The organism is Ramlibacter sp. G4-7, from assembly GCF_057784995.1.
Map to the genome: position 1 here is coordinate 220,397 of NZ_JBYNTT010000002.1, position 20,115 is coordinate 240,511.

At 69.9% G+C, this 20,115-nt stretch carries 25 protein-coding genes; 14 read left to right on the forward strand and 11 right to left on the reverse strand.

Translation table 11 applies throughout. From position 1 onward, the window contains the following. Nucleotides 1–82: 82 nt before the first annotated feature. Entirely contained in the window at nt 83–826 is a 744-nt protein-coding gene (locus tag AC3EGR_RS04000; RefSeq protein WP_488545146.1) for an aldolase, read from the forward strand. On the opposite strand, the gene AC3EGR_RS04005 is transcribed toward AC3EGR_RS04000, so the two are convergent. Beyond that, nucleotides 730–1,050, reverse strand: coding sequence for a DUF2917 domain-containing protein (locus AC3EGR_RS04005; protein ID WP_488545147.1), 321 nt, complete (start codon nt 1,048–1,050; stop codon nt 730–732). The genes AC3EGR_RS04000 and AC3EGR_RS04005 overlap by 97 nt on opposite strands. 81 nt (nt 1,051–1,131) lie before the next feature. Between AC3EGR_RS04005 and AC3EGR_RS04010 the strand changes: the two genes are divergently transcribed. Next, complete coding sequence (locus tag AC3EGR_RS04010) at nt 1,132–2,082, forward strand: LysR substrate-binding domain-containing protein (RefSeq protein ID WP_488545148.1); 951 nt, start codon at nt 1,132–1,134, stop codon at nt 2,080–2,082. A 60-nt stretch (nt 2,083–2,142) separates the two neighbouring features. Here the strand turns inward: AC3EGR_RS04010 and AC3EGR_RS04015 are convergent, their stop codons facing one another. From AC3EGR_RS04015 to AC3EGR_RS04030, 4 genes are all read right to left on the reverse strand, one after another. Then, on the reverse strand, nt 2,143–2,832 hold the full coding sequence (locus tag AC3EGR_RS04015) for a hypothetical protein (RefSeq protein ID WP_488545149.1): 690 nt from the start codon (nt 2,830–2,832) through the stop codon (nt 2,143–2,145). Between the two features lie 14 nt (nt 2,833–2,846). Beyond that, a complete protein-coding gene (gene ku / locus AC3EGR_RS04020; RefSeq protein ID WP_488545150.1) occupies nt 2,847–3,803 on the reverse strand; it encodes a non-homologous end joining protein Ku in 957 nt (318 codons plus the stop codon). Between the two features lie 107 nt (nt 3,804–3,910). Beyond that, on the reverse strand, nt 3,911–4,081 hold the full coding sequence (locus AC3EGR_RS04025) for a hypothetical protein (RefSeq protein ID WP_488545151.1): 171 nt from the start codon (nt 4,079–4,081) through the stop codon (nt 3,911–3,913). A 37-nt stretch (nt 4,082–4,118) separates the two neighbouring features. Beyond that, entirely contained in the window at nt 4,119–4,586 is a 468-nt protein-coding gene (locus AC3EGR_RS04030; protein ID WP_488545152.1) for a hypothetical protein, read from the reverse strand. 51 nt (nt 4,587–4,637) lie between these two features. Between AC3EGR_RS04030 and AC3EGR_RS04035 the strand changes: the two genes are divergently transcribed. Beyond that, nucleotides 4,638–4,856, forward strand: a complete 219-nt coding sequence (locus AC3EGR_RS04035) for a hypothetical protein (RefSeq protein ID WP_488545153.1) — start codon at nt 4,638–4,640, stop codon at nt 4,854–4,856. Here AC3EGR_RS04035 and AC3EGR_RS04040 read toward each other — a convergent pair. Then, nucleotides 4,853–5,080, reverse strand: coding sequence for a hypothetical protein (locus AC3EGR_RS04040; RefSeq protein WP_488545154.1), 228 nt, complete (start codon nt 5,078–5,080; stop codon nt 4,853–4,855). The two genes, AC3EGR_RS04035 and AC3EGR_RS04040, sit on opposite strands and share 4 nt — an antisense overlap. A 72-nt stretch (nt 5,081–5,152) precedes the next feature. Here AC3EGR_RS04040 and xth point away from each other — a divergent pair, with 72 nt between their 5' ends. Together xth and AC3EGR_RS04050 are read left to right on the forward strand one after the other, a co-directional pair. Next, nucleotides 5,153–5,980 carry an exodeoxyribonuclease III gene (gene xth / locus AC3EGR_RS04045; RefSeq protein ID WP_488545155.1) on the forward strand — a complete coding sequence of 276 codons (828 nt, stop codon included), beginning with the start codon at nt 5,153–5,155 and terminating at the stop codon, nt 5,978–5,980. 71 nt (nt 5,981–6,051) lie between these two features. After that, the gene (locus tag AC3EGR_RS04050) at nt 6,052–6,672 is read left to right on the forward strand and encodes a hypothetical protein (RefSeq protein ID WP_488545156.1); all 621 of its coding nucleotides are present in this window, start codon (nt 6,052–6,054) and stop codon (nt 6,670–6,672) included. On the opposite strand, the gene AC3EGR_RS04055 is transcribed toward AC3EGR_RS04050, so the two are convergent. The 3 genes from AC3EGR_RS04055 to AC3EGR_RS04065 all read right to left on the reverse strand — a co-directional run bounded on the left by AC3EGR_RS04055 (nt 6,669) and on the right by AC3EGR_RS04065 (nt 8,656). Beyond that, nucleotides 6,669–7,214, reverse strand: a complete 546-nt coding sequence (locus AC3EGR_RS04055; protein ID WP_488545157.1) for a DUF924 family protein — start codon at nt 7,212–7,214, stop codon at nt 6,669–6,671. The two genes, AC3EGR_RS04050 and AC3EGR_RS04055, sit on opposite strands and share 4 nt — an antisense overlap. Before the next feature lie 70 nt (nt 7,215–7,284). After that, nucleotides 7,285–7,626, reverse strand: a complete 342-nt coding sequence (locus AC3EGR_RS04060; RefSeq protein ID WP_488545158.1) for a hypothetical protein — start codon at nt 7,624–7,626, stop codon at nt 7,285–7,287. Nucleotides 7,627–7,753: 127 nt separating this feature from the next. Then, nucleotides 7,754–8,656, reverse strand: coding sequence for a crotonase/enoyl-CoA hydratase family protein (locus AC3EGR_RS04065; protein WP_488545159.1), 903 nt, complete (start codon nt 8,654–8,656; stop codon nt 7,754–7,756). A 109-nt stretch (nt 8,657–8,765) separates the two neighbouring features. Between AC3EGR_RS04065 and AC3EGR_RS04070 the strand changes: the two genes are divergently transcribed. From AC3EGR_RS04070 to AC3EGR_RS04085, 4 genes are all read left to right on the forward strand, one after another. Further along, nucleotides 8,766–9,056 carry a hypothetical protein gene (locus tag AC3EGR_RS04070; protein WP_488545160.1) on the forward strand — a complete coding sequence of 97 codons (291 nt, stop codon included), beginning with the start codon at nt 8,766–8,768 and terminating at the stop codon, nt 9,054–9,056. 63 nt (nt 9,057–9,119) lie between these two features. Continuing rightward, entirely contained in the window at nt 9,120–10,709 is a 1,590-nt protein-coding gene (locus tag AC3EGR_RS04075) for an FAD-dependent monooxygenase (protein ID WP_488545161.1), read from the forward strand. Further along, a complete protein-coding gene (locus AC3EGR_RS04080; RefSeq protein ID WP_488545162.1) occupies nt 10,706–10,888 on the forward strand; it encodes a hypothetical protein in 183 nt (60 codons plus the stop codon). Before AC3EGR_RS04075 ends, AC3EGR_RS04080 begins: the two co-directional genes overlap by 4 nt. Before the next feature lie 69 nt (nt 10,889–10,957). Continuing rightward, complete coding sequence (locus tag AC3EGR_RS04085; protein ID WP_488545163.1) at nt 10,958–13,153, forward strand: YgiQ family radical SAM protein; 2,196 nt, start codon at nt 10,958–10,960, stop codon at nt 13,151–13,153. 103 nt (nt 13,154–13,256) lie between these two features. Here AC3EGR_RS04085 and AC3EGR_RS04090 read toward each other — a convergent pair whose 3' ends face one another. Continuing rightward, entirely contained in the window at nt 13,257–14,147 is an 891-nt protein-coding gene (locus tag AC3EGR_RS04090) for a CoA transferase (protein ID WP_488545164.1), read from the reverse strand. 123 nt (nt 14,148–14,270) lie between these two features. Between AC3EGR_RS04090 and AC3EGR_RS04095 the strand changes: the two genes are divergently transcribed. Further along, nucleotides 14,271–15,245, forward strand: a complete 975-nt coding sequence (locus AC3EGR_RS04095) for a tripartite tricarboxylate transporter substrate-binding protein (protein ID WP_488545165.1) — start codon at nt 14,271–14,273, stop codon at nt 15,243–15,245. 85 nt (nt 15,246–15,330) lie between these two features. On the opposite strand, the gene pobA is transcribed toward AC3EGR_RS04095, so the two are convergent. Further along, the gene (pobA, locus tag AC3EGR_RS04100) at nt 15,331–16,509 is read right to left on the reverse strand and encodes a 4-hydroxybenzoate 3-monooxygenase (protein ID WP_488545166.1); all 1,179 of its coding nucleotides are present in this window, start codon (nt 16,507–16,509) and stop codon (nt 15,331–15,333) included. Between the two features lie 117 nt (nt 16,510–16,626). Between pobA and AC3EGR_RS04105 the strand changes: the two genes are divergently transcribed. The 4 genes from AC3EGR_RS04105 to cysT all read left to right on the forward strand — a co-directional run bounded on the left by AC3EGR_RS04105 (nt 16,627) and on the right by cysT (nt 20,051). Further along, nucleotides 16,627–17,382, forward strand: a complete 756-nt coding sequence (locus AC3EGR_RS04105) for an IclR family transcriptional regulator domain-containing protein (RefSeq protein WP_488545167.1) — start codon at nt 16,627–16,629, stop codon at nt 17,380–17,382. Nucleotides 17,383–17,475: 93 nt separating this feature from the next. After that, nucleotides 17,476–18,114, forward strand: a complete 639-nt coding sequence (locus AC3EGR_RS04110) for a peroxiredoxin (protein ID WP_488545168.1) — start codon at nt 17,476–17,478, stop codon at nt 18,112–18,114. Between the two features lie 49 nt (nt 18,115–18,163). Continuing rightward, nucleotides 18,164–19,159, forward strand: a complete 996-nt coding sequence (locus AC3EGR_RS04115) for a sulfate ABC transporter substrate-binding protein (protein WP_488545169.1) — start codon at nt 18,164–18,166, stop codon at nt 19,157–19,159. 7 nt (nt 19,160–19,166) lie between these two features. Beyond that, nucleotides 19,167–20,051 carry a sulfate ABC transporter permease subunit CysT gene (cysT, locus tag AC3EGR_RS04120; RefSeq protein WP_488545170.1) on the forward strand — a complete coding sequence of 295 codons (885 nt, stop codon included), beginning with the start codon at nt 19,167–19,169 and terminating at the stop codon, nt 20,049–20,051. The last annotated feature ends 64 nt before the right edge of the window (nt 20,052–20,115 follow it).

Consider the following 20,115-nt stretch of genomic DNA (forward strand, 5'->3'; position numbering starts at 1 on the left):
CCTGTCGGCACCGGCCTGCCGCCGCCGTAGGACAGCACCGACCTCGCGCAGCGGGCTTTAGGATGGCGGCCGGAGGTGCACCATGAAGAACGAGATTCCCGCCCAGGCCCAGGACCTGTTCCACGAGCGCGCCGTGCGGGCCTTGCGCAACGACCTGGCGCTGGCGCTGCGTGCCGCCGCCCACCACGGGCTCGGCGAGGGCGTGTGCAACCATTTCAGCGTCGCCCTGCCGCAGCGCCCGGACTGGTTCCTGCTCAACCCGCGCGGGCTGCACTGGAGCGAGGTGCAGGGCCACGACATCGTGCTGGTCGACGCCGACGGGCAGCGCCTGGCCGGCGCCCACGCGGTGGAGCCGACGGCGATGTTCATCCATGCGGCCGTCCACCGCATCGCCGGCAAGGCCTGCGTCCTGCACACCCACATGCCGTACGCGACCGCGCTGACGCTGACCGACCAGCGCGGGCTGGACACGACCCTGTCGCAGAACGCCATGCGCTTCCACGGGCGCATCGCGGTGGACGATGCGTACAACGGCCTGGCTCTGGACGCGGGCGAAGGCGAGCGGATCGCCCGCGCCATGGGCGCCGCGGACATCGCGTTTCTCGGCAACCACGGCGTCATCGTCTGCGGCGAGCAGGTGGCCTGGGCCTTCGACGACCTGTACTACCTGGAACGCGCCTGCCTGCACCAGGTGCTGGCGCAGTCCACGGGGCGGCCGCTCAAGCCGGTTCAGCCCGAGCTGGCCGCGCGCGTCGCCGCCCAGACCGCGGGCGAGCGCATGCAGTCGGACCTGTTCTTCGCCTCGCTGCGTCGCATGGTGCGTTGAGGCTGCTCCGCCAGCACGAATGCGGAGCCCTGCAGCGCGTACAGCAGCGCCCGCCGCGGCTCGCGCGTGGCGAAGCTGTCGCCGGGCTCCAGGATCACGTCGCGCGGGTCGTCGTCGAGCGTCAGCCACAGGCAGCCGGCGGTGCAGGTGATGCGCGCCGTGGACGCGTCGGCGATCGCGAACAGCTGGCGGGCGGGCAGGGAAACGGTCGGTCCGGTGGTCATCGCGTGCTCCTTGCATGCAGCATGCGAATCAATATACTGGCCGTTCCTCCTGAGGAAAAACGCTCAATCCGCATGGCTCGCATGCAAGAACGGAATGCGAAACCGGCCGAGCCGCGGTCCCGCCAGCTGCGGCTGGACCTGCTGCACACCTTCGAGGCGGCCGCGCGGCATCTCAGCTTCACCAAGGCCGGCGAGGAGCTGTTCCTCTCGCAGTCCGCGGTCAGCCGCCAGGTGCAGCAGCTGGAGGACAGCGTGGGCGCCGCGCTGTTCGAGCGGCGGCACCGGGCGCTGGCGCTGACGGAGCCCGGGCGCATCATGCGCCGCGCGGTGGAGGACAGCCTGGAGCGCCTGCGCGATGCGGCCGCGCGCGTGCGCAGCACCGCCGTGCGGCCGCACGTGACCCTCACCTGCACACCCGGCTTCGCCTCGTTCTGGCTGATCCCGCGCCTGGCCGGCTTCACCGCGGCCCACCCGGAGGTGGACGTGCGCATCTCCGCCACGCTGGACCTCGTCGACCTCGAACGCAGCGGCGTCGACCTCGCCGTGCGCTTCGTGCCAAGTGCGCAGGGGCGCGGCCCGCTGCTGTTCGAGGAAGAGGTGCAACCCATGTGCGCGCCGCAGCTGCTGCGCGACGCCGCGCGGCCGCTGAAAGCGCCGGCGGACCTGGAGCGCCACACGCTGCTGAGCGTGGAGATGCAGGACGCGCCGCTCACCGCCGACTGGGAACCCTGGCTTCGCCTCATGGGGCTGCCGGCGCTGCACATGGCGCACACGGTGCGCTTCACCCAGTACGGCGAAGCGGTGGCCGCCGCGGTGGCGGGGCAGGGCGTCGTGATCGGGCGGCTGCCGCTGCTGGCCGACCTCGTGCGCGCGAAGAAGCTCGTCGCCCCTTTCCGCAGCCCCGCGGCTTCCCGCCGCGGCTACTTCGTCACCCTGGCGCCGCACGCGGCGCACAACCCGAGCGCGCGCGCCTTCGCCGACTGGCTGCAGCGCGCAGCGGAAGGCGCGCTGCCGGCGCGCAGGAGAACCTGAATGGCCACCATCCACAAGGCGTCCGGACCACGGACCTGCTGCCCGATGCGATCGCACCCGCTATCGGGCAGATGATGGAGGCAGGGGCGCAGGCGATGCGCTCGGCACTGACGCCACCGGCTCGCTGAGCGCGCGGCTCCAGCCGTCGGCGGCGGTGTAGCGCGCCGACTGCATCTCGTTCGCGCGGAAGCCGCTTGGCCAGCGGGCCGTCACGCTGCCTTGCGCGTCCATGTGCAGCTGCGGCGCGTCCTGCCCGGTCGGCGTGCCGGCGACGGCGGGCCGCGGCATGGCGCCGGGCACCACGTCGGGCGGGCTCCAGGCATTCGCTTCGAAGCGGCTGTAGCGCAGGCTGTGGATGTTGCCGACGCGGTGGTGCCACACGGCCATCGCCTGGCCGCGCTCGTTGGCCGCGAGTTGCAGGTCGCTGGACTGGCCGTAGATGCGTTCCAGCGGCTGCGGCGCCGACCAGCCCGCGGGGGTCCAGGTCGCGGCCACCGCGTGGTCTTCCGCGATCCACGCCGCGATGGCCGCGTCGGCGCCCGTGCGCACCGTTTGCACACGGGTGCGCGGCGGCGCCGGTGGCGTGGGAAGGGGACGACCCTGGGCATCGAGCAGCGGCGGCGCAGCGGCCTCCGCGGCCCGCTGCTCGCCCTGGCCGCCGAGGACCGCCGTGTTGTTGCGATGGGATTCGCCGCAGCCCGCGACCGCCGCCGCCAGCAGCAGCACGGCCAGGCACGCCCCGGGCTTCATGGAATCCGTCGGGATCAGCCGCTCTTGCGCTTGGCGGCCGGTTTCGCCGTGGCCCTGGCGGTCCCCGTGCTCTTGCGCGCGGCGGCCTTCTTCAGCGGCACGGCGTCATCGTTGGCTGCGGCGTCGCGGCGCGGCGCTGCCTTCTTCGCCGCCGGTGCCGCAGCGGCCGCATTGCCCTTGAGGCTGCGGCGCAGCAACTCCGTGAGGTCGATGACTTCCGCGGTGGCGGGCGTGTCCTCGCCCGGCAGCGGCGTGGCCGCGCGCAGTTCGCCTTCCTTGGCCTTGCGCTCCACCAGGGCCATCAGCTTCTCGCGGAACTCGTCGTGGAACAGGTCCGGCTGCCAGTCGCCCGCCATCGCCTCCACCAGCTGTTCGGCCATCTTCAGTTCGGCCGCGCTGACCGTCGTGTCCTCGCCAGGCCATGCCAGGCCTGCCGTGTCGCGCACCTCGTCGGACCAGCGCAGCAGGTTCAGCACCAGCCCGTTGCCCTGGGGCACCAGCATGGCCAGGTGCTGCTTGGTGGAGATCACCACCTTGGCGATGCCCACCTTGCCGGTGCGCGTGAGCGTCTCGCGCAACAGCGCGAACGGCTTCTGCCCGCCCTTGGCCGCGGGGCTGACGTAGTAGGGCTTGTTGAAGAAGACGCTGGGGATCTGCTCGCGGTCGACGAAGGTCTCGATGTCGATGGTCTGCGTGGAACGCGGCATGGCCGCCTTGATCTCGTCGGGCGTGAGCACCACGAACTGGTCCTTCTCCACCTCGAAGCCCTTGACGATCTCCTCGCGCACCATGCCCTCGCCGGTGGCCTTGTTGACCTGCTTGTTGCCGACGCGGGTCATCGACGACTTGTCGAGGAGGTTGAACTTCATGCGGCTCTCGGCCGTCGCGGAGTGCAGCGTCACCGGGATGTGCACCAGGCCGAAGCTGATGGCGCCTTTCCAGAGCGTGCGGGAGCTGGTGGGTGCGGGCATGCGAAATCCTGTGTCTGCAGCCCATCCACGGTAGGGGAGGTGCCGCGCCGTCCCTGTAGGACGGCGCAGGCGAAGGGTGCAGGGCGCTTCGTGCCCCGCAGGCTGGGTCAGCCGCCCTTGTGCGGGCGCTTGCCCGGGTTCTTCTTGCTGCGCGTGGCGACGCCGCGCTCGAGGCTGACCTTCTGGCCCGTGCCCTGCTTCTTGACGCTCAGGCCCTCGGCGAGCTTGGGGGCGGGGGTGCGCTTGCGGTCGGCCTCGGTGACGATCTTGTTGCCCATGGGGCTGCTTCCTTCGGAAATAACGTGGTTGTCAGGGCTACGGACAATACACCATCCCGCCAAGCTGGCTGCAGAGGCCCCCGGGACCCATGAGGTTGGGGGGCACGTGGCGCAGGTGCGTGCCGTCGTTGGTCCAGCAACCGGTGCCGTCGCACATGGCGGGCAGGGGCAGGCGATCGACCGCCACGGGCGGCGGCGGCGCCGCGGGCATGGGCAGCGCCACGCCCGGCGCGGGCGCCACTTCGATCTGCGGCGGCGCGACGGCGATGGGGGCCTGCACGACGCGCCCGGGGCGGCTGGGTCCGCTGCCCATTCCCAGGCAGGTCGCCGCGGCGGCACTGCGCAGCGCCTCGACGCGCGCGGGCGCTTCGCCGGCGGCGCGCGCGGACTGCAGTCCCGCGACGGCGGCCCCGCAGGCGGGCGACTTCAGCGGATCGTCCTGCGCGCACAACGGCAGGGCCGCGGCGGACAGCAGCAAGGCACAGGCAGTGTTCAGGGCACGCATCGCGGGCTTGTCCGACAGCCGGGGCAGCCGGCCGGGACTTAAGTTTGCACCATGAAGTCCCGCGACACACGTACCCGCAACGCGCACCTGGGCGAGCGCCCGACCTCCTCCGTTCCCGCCACACCCGACCATGGCGAGAACTCGGCGAGCACGATCGTGGAAGCGCCGCAGCTGAAAAAGAAGAAGGGGCCGCTGGATCCGCACGACTTTCCCGATGGCGGCGGCAGCGGCGGCGCCGAGGCCTTCCGCCGCGATCGCGCCAAGCCCTAGCGCGAACGGGACCCTTCTCCCGGGCCGGGCGCTTCCTTGTCCTTGAGGAAACCGGCCTGGTTCTCGCCCTTGCCGGGCCGCGCCTCGTCCTGCAAAGCCTCGTCCAGCGGAAGATCGGAATCGTCGGCGACGGGGCCGCCTTCGCGGTTGCGGCGTGCGCGTTCCTCCCCGTCGGGCGCGTGCACGTCGCCGCTGGCCTTGGTCCTGCCGTCCGGATGGGGCATGTCGTTTCCTCCTGTGCGATGGAGCCAATCTAAGCCCGGCGAGCGCCGGCCTTCTGTAGGATCGTGCCGCCCATGAAAATCGCCACCTTCAACGTCAACGGCGTGAAGACACGCCTGCCGCATCTCCTGCGCTGGCTCGAGCGCGAGCAGCCGGACGTGGCCTGCCTGCAGGAGCTCAAGGCGCTCGACGAGGGCTTCCCCGTGCAGGAGATCCGCGCTGCGGGCTACCAGGCGCTGTGGAAGGGCCAGCGTTCCTGGAACGGCGTGGCGATCCTCGCGCGCGAAAGCGCACCCGTGGAAGTTCGCCGCGCCTTGCCGGGCGACGGGGAGGACGAGCAGAGCCGCTACCTCGAGGCGGCGGTGGACGGCGTCATCGTCGGCTGCCTCTACCTGCCCAACGGCAATCCGCAGCCCGGGCCCAAGTTCGACTACAAGCTCGCCTGGTTCGAGCGCCTGATCGCGCACGCGAAGTCGCTCGTGGACTCGGAGCATCCGGTGGTGCTGTGCGGCGACTTCAACGTGGTGCCGACGGACTTCGACATCTACAACCCGAAGTCCTGGCGCAAGGACGCGCTGCTGCAACCGGAAAGCCGTGCCTGCTGGGAACGCCTGCTGGCGCAAGGGTGGACGGATGCCATCCGCAGCCTGCACCCCGATGCCCCGATCTACACCTTCTGGGACTACTTCCGGCAGCACTGGCAACGCAACTCCGGCCTGCGCATCGACCACCTGCTGTTGAACCACCGGCTCGCACCGGCGCTGCGCGCCGCGGGCGTGGACACCTGGGTGCGCGGCGAGGAAAAGGCCAGCGACCATGCGCCGGCCTGGATCGAACTGGACCTCGATGCCGCGAAGAGCCCCGCCAGGGCGGCAAAACGCAAGCCTAGGCAAAAATCCTAGCAACCCGGCCGTTTTCCCCTACCAGGCCCGTGCGCACCGCATGGTTTCATCCCGTTACGTCGACGGGAATAATGATGCACCCAGTCCAGGAACGCGCCCTGCTGCTCGAGGCCCTCTCGGACAAGGTGCTGCACCAGTTGCCGCCGGCGATCTGGAAGGGCCTGTTCCTCGGGGAGGAACGCGGGAGCATCCGCTTCGAGCAGCGCCACCTCACGCTGGTGCACGCGGAGCTGGTGGGCGCCGACCCCGCGAGTGCCGTGCTGTTTCACCGGTCCGTGCAGGCCCTCAACAGTTGCCACAACGGCCGGCTGGACCCTTACCAGGACAACGCCGCGCTCGTCACCTTCGAGAACCCCGGTGCCGCGGTGCGCATGGCCATCGCGTTGCAGCGCTCGACCGCGCACGGTGGGCTGTGCATCGGCGTGGTGAGCGGCGTCTGCACGCTCGCCTACTTCCGCGTGCAGGGGCGGCTGTGGTGCACGCCGCTGGGCGACCAGCCGGAGCGCGCGGCGGCGGTCGCCGCCACGGCCAGCGGCGGTGGCATCGTCATCTCGCCGGAAACCTACGGACCCCACGAAGGCCGCCTGGGCCTGCATGCGGACGCGGACGCGCCGGACTTCGAGGATTCGGAACTCGACCTGTCGACGCTCGCCCTGGCGCCCGGGCGCGAAGCCGTCGACATTCCCTGCTAGCCGGAAAAGCCGCCCTCGGCGAGGAAGCGCTCTTCCTCCCCTGAGCTCGCGCGGCCCAGCAGCGCGTTGCGGTGCGGGAAGCGGCCGAAGCGCGCGACGATGTCGCGGTGGTGCCGCGCGAAGCGCAGGTGCTCGCCGCCGAGTTCCTGGTTCAGCGCGACGCAGCGCTCCAGGTCCCGCACGTCCTCCGAATGCATGAACGGGAGGTAGAAGAAAGGGCGCAACGCGGGATCCACCCGCAGGTCGTGGCCGGCGGCGATGGCGGCGTCGGCGGCCTTGCGCGCTTGCGCGTCGGTGGCATACACGCGCGGGCTGCCGCGAAAGGCATTGCGCGGAAACTGGTCCAGCAGCAGCACGAGCGCCAGCGCGCCTTGCGCCGTGGCGCCCCACTGCGACAAGCTGCCTGCGGCCGCTGCTTCATGCGCAGCAAGGAAGCGCTCGCGGAAGAGGGCATCGAAGCCGTCGTCGCGCTTGAACCAGCGGCCGGGACCGGCCTCGCGCCAGAAGCGCACCACGGCCTGCGGATCGTGCTCGTCGTTCATGGCGCGAGCTTAGGCGAAACGGCAAAAGCAAAGGCGGGGCCATGCCCCGCCTGCCGTGGGTGAGGTCCGCTCAACGCTGGCGCTGCTGGTCCTGCTTCTGCGGGTCCTGCTGGCCGCCGCTTTGCTGCCCGCCGCTTTGCTGGCCACCGCCTGGCTGGCGCTGCTGGTCCTGCTGCGAGCCCTGGCGATCCTGCTGCTGGTCCTGCTGCCGCTGGCCGCCACCGCTGCTGCCGCTGTCCATGCCGGAGCCACCGCTGCTGCCGCTGCCCATGCCCGAGCCACCCTGCTGCTGCCGCTGGTCCTGCTGCCGCTGCTGGTCCTGCTGGCGCTGCTGCTGCTGCTTGTCCTGGTCCTGCTGGTTTTGCTGGTTCTGCTGGTCCTGTTGGCGGTTCTGGTCTTGCCCTTGTGCCATCGTTGCTCTCCTTGGAAGTTGCAGGGCCGGCGGACGGCCGGTCCAGAACCAATGTAAGAACGGGCGCGCGCCGCGCACGTCGGACAGGGGCCTAGCCCGTGTAGGAGGGCGCCCGTCGCGTCACCGCTCAGCCTTGCTTGTCCCGCCGGAGTTGCTCGGCCAGGGCGCGCGCCTCGTCTCCCTCCGGGATGGGCCTGCCGCTGTCTCTCCACTGCACAGCCGCCTTGAAGCCTTCGGCCTGCGCATAGCGGCGGAACCACATGCCCTCGGGGTTGTGGCGCGTGATCCCGTCGAACACGGTGGCGAGGCTCTGCGCCTGCTCCAGCCCCATGGTGAGCAGCACCTGGTTGACGACGAGCTTGTGCATGGCGAGGTGGCTGCGGGGGACGCCGGCGATGCGCTGCGCCAGCGCGAGCGTGGCCGCGTCCAGCGCCGCGGCGGCCACGGCTTCGTTGGCCAGCCCCCATTCGGCGGCGGTGCGGCCGTCGATGGTGTCGCCGGTGAACATCATCTGCTTGGCGCGCGTGGGCCCCAGCCGGTAGGTCCACATGGCGGTCGTCGGGCAGCCCCACACCCGCGTGGGCATGTAGCCGATGCGCGCATCCTCGGCGATGACCAGCAGGTCGCAGCACAGTGCGATGTCGCTGCCGCCGGCCACCGCATGGCCGTGCACCTTGGCGATCGTGGGCTTGGGACTGCGCCACAGCGCCATGAAGTCCTCCGTGTTGCGCTTCATGTAGCCGTAGTCGACCATCGGGTCCCAGGGGTTGCGCTCCTGCTGGCAAGGGTGGTCCGCCTCGCCCTGGCCGAACACCGACAGGTCGTAGCCGCCGCAAAAGCCCTTGCCGGCTCCCTCGACGATGATGACGTGCACCTCGTCCTCGGCGTTCGCCCACTCGACCGCGGCGCGGATCTCGCGCGGCATCTCCTCGTTGATGGCATTGAGGCGACCGGGGCGGTCGAGAACCAGCCGCGCGATGCGGGGATGGTCCGGGTCCTGTTCGATGCGCAAGGTGCTGTAGCTGGGCATGCGTCCTCCACGGTGGGCTGCCAGTTTAGAAGCTGCGCCCGTGGCGTCCTACAGGGTGCTGGCCCCCCTCCTTGCAGCGCGCGGGCGCTGCCGCGCCTAGATTCACGGCATGAGCACGAACACGAGCATCGGCGCCGAGGGCGACCGCGGGGGCAACGAGGACCACGGCAACGCCGACGGTTGCGGCAACAAGACGCTGGGGCAGACATCCACGCAACAGCCGCCCGCGGGCGCCGAGGTGCTGGACGAAGCAGGCGCGCAGGTGCCGGCCGGTGTGCCCGGTGCGCGGCCGCGTCCCGGCGTCGCCAAGGGCGCGGAGTCCTATCCCGACGGCCCGAACGTCGAGTCCAGTCCCTGGGAACTGGACGCCGCGCGCGGCAAGCTGCCCCGGGAGCGCTGAGCGCTTCTGGACGCGGGGCGGGCCGGCGCATAGAGTGGCGCCCGCACCGCAACAGGAGCTAGCGTGGCCACTGCCCAGCCGCTTCCGGACCGCGTTCCGGTCCTCATCGCCGGCGGCGGGCCCGTCGGCCTGACGCTGGCCGCCTTGCTGGCGCGCCAGGGCGTGCGCAGCGTGGTGCTGGAAGCCGACGAAGGCTATTGCACCGGCAGCCGCGCCATCTGCATCTCGCGCCGCTCGCAGGAGATCCTCTGGTCGGCCGGCGCCGGCCAGGCGCTCGCGGCCAGGGCCTTGCCCTGGACCGGCGGGCGCAGCTACTGGCGCGACCGCGAGGTGCTGCACTTCGAGATGCCCAGCGAGCCCACGCAGCGCTTCGCGCCCATGGTCAACATCCAGCAGTACCACGTGGAAGCCTTCGTGCACCAGGCGCTGCAGACGGTGCCGCAGCTCGTGCAGGTCGCGTGGTCGACACGCCTGAGCGGCGTGCAGACGCAAGCCGAAGGGGTCGTGGTCGAAGCGCACGGGCCGTCCGGCCGGCAGCAGCTGCGCGCCGACTACCTGGTGGCCTGCGACGGCGGCCGCAGCACCGTGCGCGAGCAGCTCGGCCTGGCGTTCGAGGGCACGCAGTACGAGGGGCGCTACGTCATCGTCGACATCGTGCAGGAGACGCGTCGCCCGGTGGAGCGGCTGGCCTGGTTCGACCCGCCGTCCAATCCGGGCTCCACGCTGCTGATGCACCGCCAGCCCGACTCGGTCTGGCGCATCGACTACCAGCTGCGCGACGGCGAGGATGCGGCCGAGGCGCTCAAGCCCGGCAACATCCTGCCGCGGGTGCAGAGCCACCTTGCCATGATCGGCGAGGACGCGCCGTGGCAACTGCTCTGGGCCTCGATGTACAACGCCAAGTGCCTCACCTTGCCCTCGTACCGGCACGGGCGCGTGCTGCTGGCCGGCGACGCGGCGCACCTGGTGCCGATCTTCGGCGTGCGCGGCCTGAACTCCGGCCTGGACGATGCGGCCAACCTGGCGTGGAAGCTCGCGCTGGTGCTGGAAGGCGGCGCCCAGGACACGCTGCTGGACACCTATTCCTCCGAGCGCGTGCATGCGGCGCGCGAGAACATCGCCTACGGTTCCAAGAGCACCGAATTCATGGCCCCGCCGGACTTCGCCTTCCGCCTCCTGCGCGAGGCGACGCTGCGCCTGGCGCTGGACGAACCCGCGGTGCGTTCGCTGATCAACCCGCGGCAGGTGGCGCCTGTCGCCTACGCCGATTCGCCGCTGAACGCGCCGGAGCAGGGTGCGTGGGCCTCCGCGCAGGCTGCGCCGGGCCAGCCCGCGCCGGAGGCGCTCGTGCGCGGCCCGGGGGGCGAGATCCACCTGACGCAGTGCTTCGGCACGGACTTCACCTGCCTGGTGTTCAGCGACGGGGCCGCCCCGCACGCGCTCGCGGACCTCGCGGCCAGGGGGGTCGCCGTCCTGGAGATCGCAACCGGGGCCGATGGGCACGGCCAGGCGCGCAACCGTTACGGCCTGCCGGGCGGGAAGGCCACGGGACTGGTGCTCGTGCGGCCGGACGGCTACGTGATGGGCCGCTGGCGCGGACTGGACCCGGCTCCCGTGCTGGGCTGCCTGCGGGAAAAGGGGATCGAACCATGACCGAAGCCGAACTGGATCGCATCTACACCGCCTTGTGCCAGGCGCTGGGCGATGTCGGGCAGGAGCACGCCGAGCTCCTGCTCGCGATGGTGGCGCTGGGCCTGATGGCGAAGGCGCCGGACGCCCAGGAGGTGCTCGCCCTGGTGGCCCGCTCGCGCCAGCGCTGCCTGGAAGGCTGAGGCAGCAATACCCATGGAAGGGCACGGATGGGTGCGAGTCCCTAAAATGGCGGGTTGCCCGAAACACGCATGAACGCTCCCGTCGACGTCTCCTTCTTCGCGCGCGCCGCCAAGCCGATCACCAGCTACCGCAAGTACTGGGCGCATCGCTTCGGCCCCGCTCCCTTCCTGCCGATGAGCCGGAAGGAGATGGACGCGCTCGGCTGGGACAGCTGCGACGTGATCCTGGTGACCGGCGACGCGTACGTGGACCACCCGAGCTTCGGCATGGCGGTGATCGGCCGCACGCTGGAAGCGCAGGGCTTCCGCGTGGGCATCATCTCCCAGCCGGACTGGCACAGCGCCGAAGCCTTCAAGGCGCTGGGCAAGCCCAACCTGTTCTGGGGCGTGACCGCCGGCAACATGGACTCCATGATCAACCGCTACACGGCGGACCGGAAAGTGCGCAGCGACGATGCGTACACGCCCGGGGACGTGGCGGGCAAGCGACCGGACCGCGCCGCGATCGTGTACAGCCAGCGCTGCCGCGAGGCCTTCAAGGACGTGCCCGTCATCCTGGGCGGCATCGAAGGAAGCCTGCGCCGCATCGCGCACTACGACTACTGGTCGGAGAAGGTGCGGCACAGCATCGTGCTGGATGCCAAGTGCGACCTGCTGCTCTATGGCAACGCCGAGCGCGCGATCATCGAGGTCGCTCACCGGCTGGCGGCCCGCGAGCCGGTCGAGAACATCACGGACGTGCGCGGCACCGCCTTCGTGCGCCGCTCCACGCCGCCAGGCTGGATGGAGGTCGACTCCACCAGCGTCGACGCGCCCGGCCGCGTCGAGGACCACGTCAACCCCTACATGACCATCGCCGAGCAGGCGAAGGCCCAGGGCGGGACCTGCGCGAAGGAAGAGGGCGGCGCCGCGCCGGTGCAAGGCAGCGTGCAGGCCCTGCAGTTCATGCCCAACCCGCGCGTGAAGCTCAATCGCGACCGCACCGTCATCCGCCTGCCTTCCTACGAAGCGGTGAAGTCGGATGCCGTCCTGTACGCCCACGCCAGCCGCGTGCTGCACCTGGAGACCAACCCGGGCAACGCGCGCGCCCTGGTGCAGGCGCACGCCGAACGCGACGTGTGGCTCACGGCGCCGCCCATCCCGCTGACGACGGCGGAGATGGACCACGTATTCGGGCTGCCGTACGCGCGCGCGCCGCACCCCTCCTACGGCAAGGCGAAGATCCCGGCCTGGGAGATGATCCGCTTCAGCGTGAACATCATGCGCGGCTGCTTCGGCGGCTGCACCTTCTGCTCCATCACCGAGCACGAGGGCCGCATCATCCAGAGCCGCAGCGAGGACTCCATCATCCGCGAGGTGGAGGAGATCCGCGACAAGGTCGAGGGCTTCACCGGCGTCGTCTCCGACCTCGGCGGCCCGACGGCCAACATGTACCGCATCGGCTGCAAGACGCCCGAGATCGAGGCGGCCTGCCGCAAGCCCAGCTGCGTCTACCCGGGCATCTGCCAGAACCTGAACACCGACCACGGCCCGCTGATCCAGATCTACCGGCGCGCGCGCGCGCTCAAGGGCATCAAGAAGATCCTGATCGGCTCGGGCCTGCGCTACGACCTCGCGGTGCAGTCGCCCGAGTACGTCAAGGAGCTGGTGCAGCACCACGTGGGCGGCTACCTGAAGATCGCCCCCGAGCACACCGAGCAGGGGCCGCTGTCGAAGATGATGAAGCCGGGCGTGGGCAGCTACGACCGCTTCAAGCAGATGTTCGACAAGTTCTCGAAGGAAGCGGGCAAGGAGCAGTACCTCATCCCGTACTTCATCGCCGCGCACCCCGGCACGAGCGACGAGGACATGATGAACCTGGCGATCTGGCTCAAGCGCAACGGCTTCCGTGCCGACCAGGTGCAGGCCTTCTACCCGAGCCCGATGGCCACGGCCACGGCCATGTACCACTCCGGCAAGAACACGCTGCGCAAGGTGACGCGCGACAGCGAGACGGTGGACATCGTGCGCGGCGAGCGCCGCCGGCGCCTGCACAAGGGCTTCCTGCGCTACCACGACCCGAACAACTGGCCGATGCTGCGCGACGCGCTCAAGGCCATGGGGCGCGCGGACCTGATCGGCAACGGCAAGCACCACCTCGTGCCGACCTACCAGCCGATCACGGACGGCACCTACGCGAGCCCTCGGCGCAAGAATTCGACGGGTCCCGTCAAGGGCCGGCTGCTCACGCAGCACACGGGCCTGCCGCCGCGCAAGACGAAGTAAGCGGGATGTCATTGCGGGCCCGCCCCGCAATCCCTGATCCCTGGGGCGCCCGGACAGGCGCCTCATGGCTGCCGGATCACACGCGGCATGGCATGGCCGGGTGTCACGCCATCGTGTGCAGCGGCAGGTCCTTCTCGACCGCCAGCCGGTCCAGCGCCGCCCGCGTCTGCGAAGCGAAGAACGCCGCCACCGCATCGTGCGTCCGCGGCGCGAACATCGTCTTCACGTCGCTGCCTTCCACGCCGGCCGCAGCACACAGCGCCGCGGCGAAATGCGGCTCCAGGGCCGCCACGGCCACGCGTCCATCCTTGCACGGGTACACGCGGTAGCCGGCGTGGGCGCCGCCCACGGAGCCGCTGGCTTGCGTCAGCCCCCAGCGCCGCGGCAAGGCGAGATACCCCGCCGCGTCCGCCAGGGCCACCTCCAGGTACAAGCCTTCCGGATGCGGGTCGCCGCCGCCCGCGTAACGCTCGTGCTTGCGCAGCGCGGCCTGCAGCACCGCTTCGGAGGCCATCAGCGAGCCGCCCATGTCGGCGTAGAGCGTGGCCGGCAGCTCCAGCCCCGGCACCAGGCCGTTGTCGGCGAGGTAGGTCAGGTCGTGGCCAGGCTCCTCGGCCCGCGCACCGGGCGCCCCGACGATCGCGACCTGGCTCAAGGCCGGATAGCGCGCATGCAGCGGCTTCCATCCAAGCCCGAGCTTCTCGAGCGCGGACGGCCGGAACGATGTCAGCAGGATGTCCGTGCGTGCGAGTTCGCGGTGCACCGCCTCCTGTCCCTGCGCAGTCTTCAGGTCCGCCTGCAGCACCTTCACGCCTTCGTGCAGCTGCGCGTAGGCCGCAGGGTTGTAGTGCCCCATGGGATCGCCCGACGGCGGCTCGAGCTTGGTGCAGCTGGCACCCATGCGCCGGCAGCGCATCAAGGCGGCGGGGCCGGGCAGGTTCAGCGCGAGGCTCAGGATGCGGATGCCGTGCAGGGGAGCGTGGGAGCGCGTCATGGCGACAAGGCTAGCAGAGCTAGGGAGGCCGCCGCTGGGGTACTTACCGATGCTGCGCCGGGCGTGTCTGGCTACCCTCCCGCCCATGCCGCAGTCCGGCATCCCTACCCAGGAGATACAACGATGAAGTTCAAGCGCACCCTCGCAGCGCTGCTGGCCCTAGGCGCGGCAGCGGTCGCCCAGGCGCAGGGCAACTGGCCCACCAAGCCCATCACGCTCGTCGTGCCCTTCGCCGCCGGCGGTCCCACCGACGTCGTGGCCCGCACGCTGGGCGCGGCCATGACCAAGTCGCTCGGCCAGACCGTGGTCGTCGAGAACAAGCTCGGTGCCGGCGGCACGGTGGCCGCGGCCTATGTCGCGAAGGCGCAGCCGGACGGCTACACCTTCTTCATCCACCACAACGGCATGGCGACGGCGCCCGCGCTGTACCGCAAGCTCTCCTTCGACCCGCTCAAGGACTTCGAGTTCGTGAGCCAGGCCGTGGAGGTGCCGATGACGCTGCTGGCGCGCAAGGACTTCCCCGCCAGCACCTTTCCCGAGATGGTCAGCTACATCCGCGCCAACAAGGACAAGATCAACCTGGCCAACGCGGGCCTGGGCGCGGTGTCGCAGCTGTGCGGCATGATGTTCCAGCGCGCCATCGGCGTGCAGTTGACCGAAGTCCCCTTCCAGGGCACGGCCCCCGCCATGAACGCGCTGCTCGGTGGCCAGGTCGACGTGCTGTGCGACCAGACCACGCAGACCGTGCCGCAGATCAAGGCCGGCAGCGTCAAGCTCTATGGCGTCACGACCAGGAACCGCGTGAAGGTGCTGCCGAACGCGCCGACGCTGGCCGAGCAGGGCCTCAAGGACTTCGAGGTCGTCGTGTGGCACGGCATCTACGCGCCCAAGGGCACGCCCAAGGCCATCGTCGACCGCATGAACGCCGCCGTGCGCACCGCGCTCAAGGACCCGGACGTGGTCAAGCGCATGGACGACCTCGGCGCCGAGATCGTGCCGGACAACACCAACACCCCCGAGGCGCTGCACGGCTGGCTGAAGTCCGAGATCGACAAGTGGGGCCCGGTGATCAGGGCGGGCGGCAAGTTCGCGGATTGATGCACCGTTCCAGCCAAGGACGAAGGGCCGCGATGCGGCCCTTTTTTCATTCCCCTGGCCCGGGCTCCAGCGGCGGGGGACGAGGTTACAGCGGCAGCCCCACGTAGTTCTCCGCCAGGGCGGTCGACGCCGCCCGCGAGTTCACCAGGTAGTCCAGTTCCGCCTCCTGCACGCGCTGGCCGAAGCCCTCGGTGTCCGGGAAGCGGTGCATCAGGTTGGTCAGCCACCAGGAGAAGCGCTCCGCCTTCCAGATGCGGCGCAGGCAGCGCTGCGAGTAGGTGTCTATGCCCGCCGCGCTGCGTTCCCGGAAGTGCTCGATCAACGCACCCGCGAGGTACTTCACGTCGGTGGCGGCCAGGTTCAGGCCTTTCGCGCCCGTGGGCGGGACGATGTGCCCGGCGTCGCCGGCCAGGAATAGCCGCCCGAAGCGCAGCGGCTCGGCGACGAAGCTGCGCAGCGGCGCGATGCTCTTCTCGATGCTGGGCCCGGTGACGATCTTGCGCGCCAGCTCGGGGTCGAGCCGGCGGCGCAGCTCGTCCCAGAAACGCTGGTCGCTCCAGTCCTCCACCTTGTCGTCGAGCGGGCACTGCACGTAGTAGCGGCTGCGCGTCAGGCTGCGCATGGAGCACAGGGAAAAGCCGCGGTCGCTGTTGCCGTAGACGATGGCGTGCGGGGACACGGGCGGCGTGTCCGACAGCACGCCCAGCCAGCCGAAGGGGTACACCCGTTCGAACTCCCTGACCTGGTCCTTGACCGTGGCCCGGCTCACGCCGTGGTAGCCGTCGCAGCCCGCGATGAAGTCGCAGCGCAGCTCGTGCTCCTGGCCGTCCTTCTGGTAGCGGAGCAGGGGCGCATCGCCGTCGAGTCCGTGCAGGCTGACGTTGGCCGCCTGGTACACGGTCTGCAGCCCTTCGGCAGCGCGCGCCTCCATGAGGTCGCGCGTCAGCTCCGTCTGGCCATAGGCGGTCACCACCTTGCCGCCGGTGAGGCCGTGCACGTCGATCGGATGGCGGCTGCCGGCGAACACCAGTTCGATCGTGTGGTGCACGATGCCTTCGTGCTGCACCCGCTCGCCCACGCCGGCTTCCTTGAGCAGGTCGACGGTGACCTGCTCGAGGATGCCGGCCCGGATGCGGCCCAGCACGTACTCGCCGCTCTGCCGTTCCACGATCACGTTGGCGATGCCTGCCTTGTGCAGCAGCTGCCCGAGCAGCAGGCCGGCGGGGCCGGCGCCGATGATGGCGACCTGGGTACGGGTGCTCATGGTTGTCTCCTGATGGCCGCCAGCTTAGGCCCGGGCGCCGCCGGCGAACAGGGGAGGGTGCGCGGTCCTGTGCGATGATTGCGCAGCTTGCGCGATGATCGCGCAGCAAACCCTCCCATGACGATCGCGCACGCGGACTACATCGCCGGCATGGCCAAGGGCCTGGCCGTGCTGGAGAGCTTCGACACCCAGCGCCAGCGGCTCAACGCGACGCTGGCCGCCGAGCGCGCGGGCCTGACCCGCGCGGCCGCGCGCCGGCACCTGCTGACGCTGGCGCACCTGGGCTATGTCGAGACCGACGGCAGCTGGTTCTGGCTGGCGCCGAAGGTGCTGCGCTTCTCCGGCAGTTACCTGGCCAGCGCCCGGCTGCCGCGCGCCGTGCAGCCCACCTTGAACCGGCTGGCGGCCCTCACGGGGGAATCCTTTTCGGCCGTCGTGCTGGACGGCGAGCATGTGGTGATCGTCGCGCGCAGCGGCTCGGCGCTGCTGGCCTATGGCCTGCACCTGGGGGCGCGCCTGCCGGCCCACGCCACGTCGACGGGACGGGTGCTGCTGGCCGCCAAGGGCCGCGGCGAGTTCGCCGCATGGATGAAAGGCCGCGAACTGCCTCGCCTGACGGGCCACACCGTGGCCGACCCGCGTTCCTTTCGCGCCCTGATCGACGAGGTCAGGCGGCAGGACTTCTGCGTGGCCAGCGAAGAGCACGAGCTGGGCGTGCATGCGCTCGCCGTGCCGCTGCGGGACATGGATGGCCGCACGGTGGCGGCGCTCAACGTCGTGTCGACCCGGCAACGGCTGGAGCCTGGCGCGCTGCGCAAGGACTTGCTGCCCCTGCTGCAGGACGCCGCGGGCGAGCTGCGGCCGCTTCTTTAGAGTGATCCGGCCATAAACAAACAACGACATATTCGTTGTGCACCTAAGGCAGGGTCCCCACAATCCCCTGTTCCCATCAAGAAGGAGAAGGCCATGACCTTGCGACTCGGCGACATCGCCCCCGATTTCGTCCAGGATTCCACCGCCGGCACCATCAGGTTCCACGAGTGGGCCGGCGATTCCTGGGTGGTCCTGTTCTCCCATCCCGCGGACTTCACGCCGGTGTGCACCACCGAACTGGGCAAGACGGCCGCCCTGTCGGGCGAGTTCGGCAAGCGCGGCGTCAAGCCGATCGCCGTGAGCGTCGACCCCGTGGAGTCGCACCACAGCTGGGTGAAGGACATCAACGAGACCCAGAACACGACGGTCAACTTCCCCATCCTCGCCGATGCGGACCGCAAGGTCGCGACGCTCTACGACATGATCCACCCGAACGCGCTGGCCAACGCCACCGTGCGCAGCGTGTTCATCATCGACCCCAAGAAGGTGATCCGCACGACGCTGACCTACCCCGCGTCCACGGGCCGCAACTTCGACGAGATCCTGCGCGTCATCGATTCCCTGCAGCTGACCGACAGCCACAAGGTCGCGACGCCGGCCAACTGGAAGCAGGGCGACGACGTGGTGATCGTGCCCAGCATCACGGATCCCAAGGAGCTGGCCGAGCGCTTCCCCAAGGGTTTCCAGGCCGTTCGCCCCTACCTGCGCCTCACGCCGCAGCCAAACAAATAAAATCGCGGATTCACAGCAAGGACGGGGCCTTAGGCCCCGTTTGCATCTCATGACCACCTCCAAGATCAAGATCCTCCTCGCCTCGCTCGCGCTGGCGGCCAGCGGCGCGGCCTCCGCGCAGCAAACCCTGCTGAACGTCTCCTACGACGTGGCGCGCGAGTTCTACAAGGACATCAATGCGGCCTTCGTGCCCTGGTACAAGAAGACCGCGGGCAAGGACGTCAAGATCGAGCAGTCGCACGCCGGCTCCAGCGCGCAGGCGCGTGCCGTGGCCGACGGGCTGGACGCCGACGTGGTGACCATGAACACCACCACGGACGTCGAATTCCTCGCCGACAAGGGCATCGTGGCCAAGGACTGGGCCAAGCGCTTCCCGCACGACGCGGCGCCGACCACGTCCACCATGCTGTTCCTGGTGCGCAACGGCAACCCCAAGGGCATCAAGGACTGGGACGACCTGGTCAAGCCGGGCGTGCAGGTCGTGGTGGTGAACCCCAAGACCGGCGGCAACGGGCGCTACGCCTACCTGGCTGCCTGGGGCTACGTGAAGAAGAAGGGCGGCACCGACGCCCAGGCCGCGGACTTCGTCGGCAAGTTGTACAAGAACGTGCCGGTGCTGGCCCGCGGTGGCCGCGACGCCACCAGCGCCTTCCTGCAGCGCAACACCGGCGACGTGCTCATTACCTTCGAATCGGAGGTCGAGTCGGTCAACCAGGAGTTCGGCGCCAACAAGGTGGACGTGGTGTATCCCTCCATGAGCATCATCGCGCAGAACCCGGTGGCCGTCGTGGAGCGCACGGTCGCCAAGAAGGGCACGGCTGACCTCGCCAAGGCCTACCTGAACTTCCTGTACTCGGAAGAAGGCCAGGAGATCGCGGCCAAGCACTACATCCGGCCCACCAACGAGGCCGTCCTGAAGAAGTACCCCAAGTTCAAGCAGATCAAGCTGTTCTCGGTGCAGGAGCTGTACGGCTCCCTGGCCGAGGCGCAGAAGGTGCACTTCAACGACGGCGGCCAGTTCGACAAGATCTACACCGTCAAGTAAGGACGACATGAGTGGCGCACTCGCGGCGCCGCTGCCGGGCACGGCGGCGGCGCCTTCTTCTTCGCGCGGCGGCGGCAGGAAGGTCCTTCCGGGGTTCCACCTGACCCTGGGCTACACGGTCCTGTACCTGTCCCTGATCGTGCTGATCCCGCTGGCGGCGCTGGTCTTCAAGACCTTCACGCTGTCCTGGGACCAGTTCTGGGCCGCCGTCGCATCGCCCCGCGTCCTCGCCTCCTACCGCCTCACCTTCGGCGCGTCCTTCATCGCCGCCTGCGTGAACGTGGTGTTCGGGCTGCTGGTCGCCTGGGTGCTGGTGCGCTACTCCTTTCCGGGCAAGCGCATCGTCGATGCGCTGGTGGACCTGCCGTTCGCGCTGCCGACGGCGGTGGCCGGCATCTCGCTGACCGCGCTGCTGGCCGGCAACGGCTGGATCGGCCAGTACCTGGAGCCGCTGGGCATCAAGCTGGCGTTCAACCCCAACGGCGTCGTGATCGCGCTGATCTTCATCGGGCTGCCTTTCGTGGTGCGCACGGTGCAGCCGGTGCTGGAGGAAAACGAGAAGGAGCTGGAAGAGGCCGCGATGTGCCTGGGCGCCACGCGCTGGCAGACCTTCCGCAAGGTGATCTTCCCGGCGATCGCGCCGGCCCTGGTCACCGGCTTTGCCATGGCTTTCGCGCGTGCCGTGGGCGAGTACGGCTCGGTGATCTTCATCGCCGGCAACATGCCTATGGTCTCGGAGATCACCCCGCTGATCATCATCGGCAAGCTGGAGCAGTACGACTACGCCGGCGCCACGGCCGTCGCCACGGTCATGCTGGTCATCTCCTTCCTGCTGCTGCTGGTGATCAACGCGCTGCAGACCTGGCAGCGCCGCCGCTCGGGAGGCCAGTGACGATGCACACGAAGTCATTTCTCACCGTCTCCCGCTCGCGGCAGAGGGCCGGGGTGAGGGCCTG